Below are 9,958 nucleotides of genomic sequence, written 5' to 3'. Positions count from 1 at the left end.
ATGGGTGCAGGCGAAAGACCTCTCAGCGAGGTGAAGTTCCTGACCGTGGCTGAAGTCGCGACGGTCATGAGGGTGTCCACAAAACCGGTAGCGTGCCCGTATGGCGAGGCCGAGATCGTTCGACGAGGACCGCGCCCTGGACACCGCGATGCGCACGTTCTGGGCGAACGGCTACGAGTCCACCTCCACCCGAGACCTGTGCGAGGCGCTCGGCCTCGACCGCAGCAGCGTGTACAACGCCTTCACCAACAAGCGCGAGCTGTTCAAGCGCGCCCTGACCCGATACATGGACGCCACGACCGCCGACCAGCTGCGCATCCTCGACGATCAGGAGCTGCCGGCGATCGAGCGCGTCCGCGCGCTGTTCGCCAGGATCCTGCGGACCGAGGCGGAGAACCGGCGCGACGGCCACGGCCTCGGCTGCCTGACCGTCAACACCACGATGGAGCTCGCCGGCCGCGACCCGGAGATCGCCCTGATGCTCGCCCGCGACGCCGAGCGCCGGGCCGCCGGCCTGAGCGCGGTCATCAGGAGCGGGCAGCGCGACGGCGACATCGGCTCCACCCGCGACCCCGCCGAGCTCGCCCGGTTCGTCAACGCCGTGATCGCCGGGATCCGGGTGGCCGCGCAGGGCGGCGCCGACGACGCCACCATCGAGGCCATCGCCGCCACGGCCATGGACGCCCTGAGCTGACCGCTGTTCTTTCGTGCCCGAGTTCTACACCGATCGATGCAAAAAGGAGCCCCCTTGCCCAGAGCCGTCTATGTCCTGGCCGTCGGCATCTTCGCGATGGTGACCAGCGAGTTCGCCGTCGGCGGCCTGATGCCCCAGATGGCGGGCGGGCTCGGCGTGACCATCTCGCAGATCGGCTACCTGATCACCGCCTTCGCGGTGGCCATGTCGGCGGGCGGCCCGCTGATGACCGTCGCCCTGGTGCGGATCCGCCCCAAACCCGCACTCATGCTGCTGTTCGCCGTCTTCCTGGCAGGCAACGTGCTGGCGGCCGTCGCGCCCTCCTACGGGGTCATGATGGTCGCGCGCGTGATCACCGGCGTCGCCTCCCAGGCGTTCTTCGGCGTCGCCATCTCGGTGGCCGTCCAGCTGAGCCGCCCGGAGGTGCGCGGCCGGGCCCTGGCCGTCGTCCTGAACGGGCTGATGCTCGGCACCCTGCTCGGGCTGCCGCTGTCCACCCTGATCGGCGGGCAGTTCGGCTGGCGCGCCGCCTTCTGGGCCGTCGGCGTCCTGACCGTCCTCGCCGCGCTCGCCACGACGGCGGGCGTTCCCGCCCTCGGCGGCGCCGGCGGCGACGGCGACTTCCGGCAGGAGATGGCCGTCTTCAGGAACGGCCGGCTGTGGCTGGCGCTGTCGACCAGCACCCTCATCATCGGCGCGACGTTCGCCGCCTTCAGCTACCTCAGCCCGATCCTCACCCAGGTCACCGGGTTCCCCTCCGGAGCTGTCCCGCTGCTGCTGGTCGCGTACGGCGCGGCCACCGTGGTCGGCAACCACGTCGTCGGACGCCTGGCCGACCGGCACACCGTCCGCGTCCTGCTGTCCGGGCTGGTCCTCAACACGATCTTCCTGGCCGGGTTCGCGCTGTTCGCCCATCTGAGCGTGCCCACGGTGATCGCCATGCTGGGCGTCGGGCTGGTCGGCGTGACCATGAACCCGGCGATGGCCGTACGCGTCCAGCGCGTCGGCAACCCGGGGCCGCTGGTCAACACCGTCCACGCCTCCTTCATCACCCTCGGAGTGATCGTCGGCTCGTCGGTCGGCGGGCTGGTCATCGACGGCTTCGGGCTGCGCGCTCCCCTCTGGCTGGGCGCCGGGCTGGCCGTGCTCGGAGTGGTGTCCCTGCTGCCCGAGCTCGGCCGCCGTACCGCGGCGCGGTCATCGGCGCCGGGCCGCCTCGACCCCTGCCTGGCCTCGCCCGCCGGACAGGAGCGACCCTAGGAGAACCAGCTTCCGCCGAGCTCCTGGACGGCCTTGCTGCCCTTGGGCACCAGCACCGCCTCGCTCAGCACGTTGTTGACGCTCTTGGCGTCGTTGAGCAGGGCGAACAGGAAGAACATGCCGCCACTCGCCGTACGGAAGCCGAAGACGGAGCCGCGGCCGGCGAACCCGACGTACATCCCCTTGTTGACCTGGGGGAACGCCTTGCGGCTGTAGCTGTCCTTGGCCAGGCGGTAGCCGGAGTCGCCCTCCTTCTTCCTGTCCCCGTTCCAGAAGTTGCGGTACTCCTCGGCCACGGCGGCCGCCATCGCGTCATCCATGTCCGTGATGTAGCCGTCGGCGTCGAGCAGCGGCTTGGGCATCTGCTGTCCCCAGTGCAGCGGGGTCGCGACGGCCAGCCGGAAGGACTGCCCGGGAGAGCGCAGGAACGCCAGCACGTGCGGACGGCTGTGGCCCTTGGTGTCCCGGTAGGTCGCCTTCGCGATGAACCAGTCCCCGGCCGGTGGCTGCCGCTCCGGCCTGGGCACATAGATCGTCGGGGTGCCCGTCGGGTTGATCGGTTTGTGCGCCGGCTTCCATCCGAAACCTTCACGGCTGCGTTCCAGGACGCCCTCGTACAGGGCGCCTTCGACGAACAGCGCGTCGAGCCGGGCGTTCGACCGCCACCACTTGCGCTTCTTGATCGCCGCGTTGTACGCGGCCACCCACGTGCGCATGGCCGTCCGGGCCTGGGCGACGGTCAGGGCCCGCGTGGTCCCCGAGGGAGCGGGGGTGGCGCTCGCGGACGGCGTGGCGTCCGGCGACTGAGACGGAGACTGAGACGGAGACGGCGAGGTGGCGGGCGAGGCGGCCCGGCTCGGCGGCGGCGGGTCGGCGGGGCGATAGGGCAGTCCCGGGATCGCGCCGCAGCCGGCCAGGCTCAGCACGAGAGCCACGATCAGCGGTAGTACGCGCACCGACAACTCCCCCAAGACAACGCAAAGACCTGACAAACAAGAACATATCGGATGCGTCCCGCCGCGCCGGCATCCCCGCAGCTCAGCAGGCACGCGCGCGAACCGGCACCCGTGGACCGGCTCTGTGGACCGGCTCTGTGGACCGGCGGACCATACACTGCCGGTCATGCCACCCAGGCGCAGGCGCAGCCCTGCGGAATCACGTGCCGAGCTGCTGGCCGCCGCGGCCGAGCTGATCAGGGAACGAGGTCCGGACAACGTCAGCCTGCGGCAGATCGCCGAGGCCGCCGGGGTCGCCCACGGGCTCGTCTCCCACTATTTCGGCACGTACGCCGTCCTGGTCCGGGAGGTGCTGCGGGCCGAGAACGACCGGATCGAGGCCCGCGTACGCGAGCGCATCCAGGCCGAGGACGGCGTGCCCACCGCGGCGGGAATGATGGACGTGCTCTTCGACACCCTGGCCGACGAACGCTATCTGCGCCTGTTCGTCTGGACCGAGATGCACGCCGACTACCGGGGCGCCGCGCGGCCGGAGCTGGTGGAGCTGATCGACACGATGGAGGCCGGGATCCGCGCCGCGCTCGCCGGACGGCCCGCGCCCAGCCGGTCGCGCATCGAGGCGGTCGTCCTGGTGGGCCTGTCGGCCGCGTACGGGTTCGCGATCGGCGGCCGGTCGTGGCTGGCGGGCCTGGGCCACGATCCCGACGACCCGGCCCGCGAGGCGGAGTTCCGCGTCCAGCTCGCGCGGATGATGGGCGCCCACATGGTGGAGGAGTCCGGGCTGGAGCCGCCCGGCTGACTTGTTCTCCACTTGGAGAATAGGATGGTCTCGTCACTTCGACCACACGGACAGGACCGCCCATGCCCGAGCACCCCGACCTCATCCCCGCCCGGCCGGTACGCCCCTCCGACGAGGACCGCGAGCAGGCGGCCCGGCGACTCCAGGAGGCCGCCGCCGCGGGCCGGATCGAGCTGGCCGAGCTGGACCAGCGGCTCGGCGAGATCTACACGGCCCGCACCCAGGGCGAGCTCGCGCACGCGGGCCGCGACCTGCCCGAACCGGCCCGGACGGACTCACTGGTGGTCCGGGACGAGCCCCACTCGCGCTTCGCCTTCAGCGTGTTCGGCTGGTTCAGCCGCAAGGGCCGCTGGATCGCCCCGCGCGTGTTCACCTCCCTGTCGGTCTTCGGCGGCGGCGAGATCGACCTGCGCGACGCCCACTTCGCCGGCCAGGAGATCAGGGTCCGCGCCTTCGCCCTGTGGGGGTACACCGAGGTCGTGGTCCCCGACGACGTCGAGGTGGAGGTCAAGGGCCTCGGGCTGTTCGGCGCGTTCGACCGGAGCGCCGACAACAGGAGGCAGGGAGCGCCGCGGGTCGTCGTCAGCGGCCTGGCCCTGTTCGGCGGCGTCGGAACGAAGACCAAGCGGCCCGCCGCCAGGTGAACCGCCGTTCGCCGGTCAGAGGCCGCCGGCGACGTCCGCGTCGAGCAGGTGCCCGACCCGGCCGTCGAACTGCCCACCGACGCGCTGGTCCGCGTCACCGCGTCCTGCATCTGCGGCAGCGACCTGTGGCCCTACGGCTCGATGAAGCCGGAGGAGGGTCCCGCCCGGATGGGTCACGAGTTCATCGGCGTCGTCGAGGACATCGGCTCCCAGGTGACCACCCTCGCCCGGGGCGACCTGGTCGTGGCGCCGTTCGCCATCTCCGACAACACCTGCCGGTTCTGCCGCGAGGGCCTGCACACCTCCTGCGCCGACCCGCAGGCCGGCTTCTGGGACGCCGAGCCGGACGAGGGCGGCCAGGCCGAGGCCGTGCGCGTCCCGCTGGCCGACGGCACCCTGGTCAAGCTGCCCGTCGAAGCCGGCTCGGCGCTCATGCCGTCCCTGCTGACACTCGCGGACGTGCTCGGCACCGGCCACCACGCCGCCGTGGCCGGCGGCGTGGGCCGGCGCACCCGCGTCACCGTCATCGGCGACGGCGCCGTCGGCCTGCTGGCCGTGCTGTCGGCCAGGCGCCTGGGCGCCGAGCAGATCATCCTCATGGGACGTCACCAGGCCCGCACCGACCTCGGCCGCGAGTTCGGCGCCACCGACGTCGTGGCCGCCCGCGGCGCGGAGGGCGTCGAGCAGGTACGCGACCTCGCCAGCGGCGACGGCACCCACGTCGTCCTGGAGGCCGTCGGCACCATGCCCGCCTACCGGCAGGCACTCGGGGTCGTCCGGCCGGGCGGCGTCATCAGCCGCGTCGGCGTCCCGCAGTACGACGACGCGCCGATCGGCATGGGCAGCCTGTTCCGCCACAACCTGCGGCTGGCCGGCGGCCCGGCCCCGGTCCGGGCCTACATCGAGGAGCTGGTGCCCGACATCCTCAACGGCGTCATCGAACCCGGCAAGGTCTTCGACGCCACCACCGACCTCGACGGCGTCCCGGCCGGCTACCGGGACATGGCCGACCGCAAAAGCCTCAAAGTCCTCATCAAGCTCTGACCTGTCGAAGCTCACCCGAGGCGCCGGCCACGCCGGAACACCACCCGCGGGCGAAGCCGCTGCCAAGCGGGAGGAAGGAAACAACCCCGCGAGGAACGATCCTCAGCCCGCCAGGCCACCCCGCCCGTCCCTCCCCCGCGCACGGTCGCCATACTGCAGAAGGCGCACGGTGAAGAGCCCCCTGGTGGCCTGAGCACAGACCACCACGGCACCTCCCGCCGACCCGGTGCTCCGGAGCCGCCGTCGGCCCGGAGCACCCGCGCCCACGACATCCCCGACGTCGAAAGGCCCTGATGACAGCCGACCAGCCCATCTGCTGCCCCACCTGCAAGGGGGTCCTCCCCGGCCGGCAGCCCAGCGACTACACGGCCGCCCGCGGACGCCTCGTCGTCGTCAACGGCTACTGCCAGGGCCACTGCCCGGCCCCCGAACAGCGGCCCCGCCTCCAGACCCCCGCGGAACACCCCGCACCCGCCGAGCACGGCACCCGGCAGCCGCTGAACGTCCCGGCGCCGGCACTCTGACCCCGGCACCCGAGACCGGGCCGCCGCCGCTCAGTCAAGGAGCTCCACGTACCCGTCGGTCCCGTGAACGCGGATCCGCTGCCCGTCCCGGATCAGCCGGGTGGCCCCCTCCACCCCCACCACCGCCGGCAGCCCGTACTCCCGCGCGATCACCGCTCCATGCGTCATCAGGCCGCCCACCTCCGTCACCAGCCCGGCGATGCCCACGAACAACGGGGTCCAGCTCGGGTCGGTGAAGGCGGTGACCAGGATGTCACCCGCCGCCAGATCGGCCCGCGCCATGTCCAGCACCACCCGGGCACGTCCCTCGACGGTTCCCGCCGACACCGCCAGACCGGCCAGCGCCCCCGGCGGCACGTCCTCGCGCTGGTACCGGCCGGCGAGCACCTCGCCGTCCGACGTGAGCACGCGCGGCGGGCGCAGCGTCTCGTGCCACCGGAAGTCCTCCCGACGCCGCAGGACGAGCTCGCCGTCCGCCTCGCCCGTGCGCACGACCTCCTGCAGCTCCTGGAACCGCAGGAAGAAAATGTCCTCCCGGTCCCGCAACACGCCCGCCCGGACGAGCCGATCGGCCTCCCGCCACAACGCCTGCTTGTAGGCCAGGTAACGGCAGACCATGCCGTACTTGGGGAACTCCCGATAGCCCGCGAACGTGCGCACCCGGGCGATCATCCGCTCGGTCTCCGCCGCCTTCCGCTCCCCGTCGGGCAGGGCCCGCAGGCGCGCCAGCACCTCCCGCTCCTTGCGCAGGGCCTCCTGACGTCCCTGCTCGAAACGCCGCGCACCGGCACCCGCCTCGAAATTCCGGACATTGCCGAGAATCACCGGAACGAGCATGGCGGGCCGCTCACTCCAGCGCGTCCGGGTGATGTCGATCTCCCCCGCGCAACGCATGCCGTACTGCTCCAGGAAGCCCCGGACGGCCTCGGCGGCCTCCCGGCCGCCGGGCAGCTCGCCCAGCTCCTCCAGGAAAGCGTCGCCCTCCCGCTCCTCCGCCGCCACCCGCCGCAGGAACGCCACCACCTCCGCGTGCGGACGGATCACGTCCGCCACGTCCAGCAGCGCCAGCCCCATCTCCGACGTCACGTTGTGCGGGACGGACTGCGTCAGCACATCGGCCGCGTTCCGCTCCCCCAGCCACTCCTCCAGATGATCGTTCAGCCACCAGGCCGCCTCCATCCCCGCCATGATCGCCTGGAAGCTCCGCGGGCCGAACAGCAGACGCCGCAGCTCCGCGATGTCCGCCAGGATGAACTCGAACAGCTCCGGCCCGGACAGCTCCTCGATGCGGCGCCGCAACGCGGCCACCGACTCCCGGCCGTCCCGGACGAGCTCGGCGACCAGCTCCGGATCGGCCTCGATCGGCGCGGGCGGAGCAGCCGCGGGTGCGACACCCGACTCCTCCTCCGGCACCGCGCGGATGAAGTCGCCACGATCCACCACCGTCTGCAACGCGTCCCGGATGAGCGGATCGGACTTCCCCAGCGTCCCGATGAGGTTCGCCCGGCCCGCCGCCGTCGCCAGGACCGGGGCCACGTCCACGAACAGCCGCCCGCCCGCCTCCGCCATCGGCCGCGACGTCGTCAGCTGCCAGAAGGACAACCCCAGCGGCTTCATCGCGTCGGTCATCATCTGCTGATGCCCCACGGAGACATAGACGTGGTTGTCCTGGTCGTCGGCGACCGGAATGGGGAACAACGTCGTGATCGGCCGGCTCTGGACGACATGGAACTCCTCACCGGCCAGACACCACTCGATGTCCTGCGGCCGGCCGAACCACGCCTCGATCCGCCGCCCCAACCCCACCAGACGAACCGCCTGCTCATCGGTCAGAGCCCGCCGGACCGACCGCTCGGCCTCGACCGGCCCCTCCTCGGTGCCGCCCGCCGGCGACGCCCGCACCACCCGCGCCTTGGCCCCCACCGACACGTCCACGACCCGGTCGTCCCGCACCGTGTAGACGTCCCCCGCGACCACGCCCGAGACCAGCGCCTCGCCCAGCCCCCACACCGCCTCCACGACGGCGGCCTTCCGGTCCGACGTCACCGGATCGGCGGTGAACAGGACCCCCGCCGCCTCCGGGAACACCATCCGCTGCACGACCACCGCCATCCGCACCCCACGGTGATCGAACCCGTTGCGACGCCGATAGACCACCGCCCGCTCCGTGAACAGCGACGCCCAGCACCGCCGCACGTGCCGGAGCACCTCCGCCGGCCCCACGACGTTCAGGTACGAATCCTGCTGCCCGGCGAAGGACGCCGTCGGCAGGTCCTCGGCCGTCGCGCTGGACCGCACCGCGCAGGCGGCCTGCTCGCCGAGCCGGGCCAGCGACTCCCCGATCGCCTCGACCACGTCGTCGGGCACCGGCGCGCCCTCGACGACGGCGCGGATCTCCGCGCTCAGCGCGCGGACCGCCGCACGGTCGTCCGGGTCCACCTTCGACAGCAGGTCGAGCTGGGCGTCGAACGACGGCACCGCGGACACCACCCGCTGGAAGGCGTCGGTCGTGACGCAGAAGCCGTCCGGCACGCGGACGCCGTCGATCCGCGAGAGCTCGCCCAGGGCGACGCCCTTCCCGCCGACGTCCGCGAGGTTCGCCGCGTTGATCTGCCCGAACTCCAGCACGTAACCCAATTCCGTCGCTCCATCCTTCGTCGGGGTTGGTTCGCAACGGGCAGTATGAACGACTTTTCGAGGTCTCATGAGGGGCGGGGATCCGCTATAAAGTGAAAGTGAGGGGACGTTTCCCCAGCATCGCGCCCAACCGCCGATCCCGGCCGGTCCGACGGGCCGTTCGATCCAAGATCATATTTGCGCCCGGGCATCGCCTTTACTTCGTAGATTAATAGTAGCGCGCCGGGACGAGACGGTGGCGACACGCCCTAGCGCGCGCAATCACCAAAAAGCCGATAAGGCTACCCCCATCTGGGACGCCCTCCCCCCCACCATCACCCAGAGACATGAAAAACTAGCGTCCGGGATACGGAAGCACAGCGCCCTCGAAGCCGGAGTCGCAAATCCCCATATAACCGGAAATATCCCCAGCTTCCCGGCGCTCCCCGCGCGCGACGGGTTCGGGAATCGCACGAGTTCTCCGCCTTTGTCACCCAGAGAGGCTTTCTGGCGAATTATTCCAAATGCGGGATTTTGCGTTTCCCTCGCCGCCAAAGAGCTGGTCACCCACGCGTCAGGTTCCGTTATAGAGTCTGCACCCGGACCCCGCCGAAGAAAGGTGACAGGCATGCAAGACGCGGCCATCGACCGAGTAAAACTCATCTTCACCCTGTTCGACGCCGACGGCACCGGTTACCTTGAGGCCGAAGACTTCGACCGTATGGCCAACCGCGTATTGGCGGCGTCCCCTCGTTCCACGGAAGCCGCCAAGAGCGCGATCAGCGACGCTTTCCGCCGTTACTGGACAACTCTTGTCGAGGAACTCGATTCGGACAAAGACGGCCGCATCAGCTTCGAGGAGTACAGCGCGTGCGTCCTGTCCCCCGAACGCTTCGACGACGCGCTGACCGACTTCGCCGAGGCGCTGGCCGAGCTGGGTGACCCCGACGGCGACGGCCTCATCCACCGCACCGATTTCATGGCGCTCATGACCGCCATCGGCTTCAAGCGGCGCAACGTCAACACCCTGTTCGACGCGTTCGGCCCCTCCCAGGACGACCAGGTCAAGGTCCCGGTCTGGGCCGAGGGCATCAAGGAGTACTACAGCCCCGAGAAGGCGGACATCGCGGGCGACCTCCTGCTCGGAGAGTCCAGCTGACGGCCGCCACGAGCCGGCGCGTCCGGCCTTCGACGACGAAAAGGGAGCAGTAGTGGAACCAGTCATCGGACTTGCCATCGGCCAGGGGACGGGCCCCGAGCTCGCGGCCGTCTTCGAGCGGGTGCTGGCCGGGATCGCCGACGCCTGCGGCACGAAGGTGGCCCTCACCCGCTCTGAGCGGATCTATCACTCCTACGTGTCCTTGAAGGCCGGCGCGGAGGCCGAGGAGATCCGCGAGAGCACGCGGCAGGACGCCGACCAC

General features: G+C 71.0%; 9 protein-coding genes and 1 pseudogene. 8 read left to right on the top strand and 2 right to left on the bottom strand.

Annotated features, from left to right (window positions below):
* Window positions 1-100: 100 nt before the first annotated feature.
* The gene (locus ACWCSD_RS38775) at window positions 101-694 is read left to right on the top strand and encodes a TetR/AcrR family transcriptional regulator (protein ID WP_397162785.1); all 594 of its coding nucleotides are present in this window, start codon (window positions 101-103) and stop codon (window positions 692-694) included.
* A gap of 54 nt (window positions 695-748) precedes the next feature.
* Window positions 749-1,954 carry an MFS transporter gene (locus ACWCSD_RS38770; RefSeq protein ID WP_449922388.1) on the top strand — a complete coding sequence of 402 codons (1,206 nt, stop codon included), beginning with the start codon at window positions 749-751 and terminating at the stop codon, window positions 1,952-1,954.
* Here ACWCSD_RS38770 and ACWCSD_RS38765 read toward each other — a convergent pair.
* Complete coding sequence (locus ACWCSD_RS38765; protein ID WP_397162789.1) at window positions 1,951-2,910, bottom strand: hypothetical protein; 960 nt, start codon at window positions 2,908-2,910, stop codon at window positions 1,951-1,953. The genes ACWCSD_RS38770 and ACWCSD_RS38765 overlap by 4 nt on opposite strands.
* 166 nt (window positions 2,911-3,076) lie before the next feature.
* On the opposite strand from ACWCSD_RS38765, the gene ACWCSD_RS38760 reads away from it, so the two are divergent.
* The 4 genes from ACWCSD_RS38760 to ACWCSD_RS38745 all read left to right on the top strand — a co-directional run bounded on the left by ACWCSD_RS38760 (window position 3,077) and on the right by ACWCSD_RS38745 (window position 5,921).
* A complete protein-coding gene (locus ACWCSD_RS38760; RefSeq protein WP_397162791.1) occupies window positions 3,077-3,709 on the top strand; it encodes a TetR/AcrR family transcriptional regulator in 633 nt (210 codons plus the stop codon).
* 62 nt (window positions 3,710-3,771) lie between these two features.
* Window positions 3,772-4,353: a DUF1707 SHOCT-like domain-containing protein gene (locus ACWCSD_RS38755; protein WP_449922385.1), complete on the top strand. Its 582-nt coding sequence runs from the start codon at window positions 3,772-3,774 to the stop codon at window positions 4,351-4,353.
* A gap of 48 nt (window positions 4,354-4,401) precedes the next feature.
* Complete coding sequence (locus tag ACWCSD_RS38750; protein WP_449922383.1) at window positions 4,402-5,397, top strand: zinc-binding dehydrogenase; 996 nt, start codon at window positions 4,402-4,404, stop codon at window positions 5,395-5,397.
* A 293-nt stretch (window positions 5,398-5,690) separates the two neighbouring features.
* Entirely contained in the window at window positions 5,691-5,921 is a 231-nt protein-coding gene (locus ACWCSD_RS38745; protein WP_397162796.1) for a hypothetical protein, read from the top strand.
* A 30-nt stretch (window positions 5,922-5,951) separates the two neighbouring features.
* Here the strand turns inward: ACWCSD_RS38745 and rph are convergent, their stop codons facing one another.
* On the bottom strand, window positions 5,952-8,549 hold the full coding sequence (gene rph / locus ACWCSD_RS38740; RefSeq protein ID WP_449922391.1) for a rifamycin-inactivating phosphotransferase: 2,598 nt from the start codon (window positions 8,547-8,549) through the stop codon (window positions 5,952-5,954).
* A 616-nt stretch (window positions 8,550-9,165) separates the two neighbouring features.
* Between rph and ACWCSD_RS38735 the strand changes: the two genes are divergently transcribed.
* A complete protein-coding gene (locus tag ACWCSD_RS38735) occupies window positions 9,166-9,696 on the top strand; it encodes an EF-hand domain-containing protein (protein ID WP_387680491.1) in 531 nt (176 codons plus the stop codon).
* Window positions 9,697-9,748: 52 nt separating this feature from the next.
* A pseudogene (locus ACWCSD_RS38730) lies at window positions 9,749-9,958 on the top strand (isocitrate/isopropylmalate family dehydrogenase); the annotation flags it as partial.

The organism is Nonomuraea sp. NPDC001684, assembly GCF_053596515.1.
This window is presented reverse-complemented; position numbering and strand designations above follow the sequence as displayed.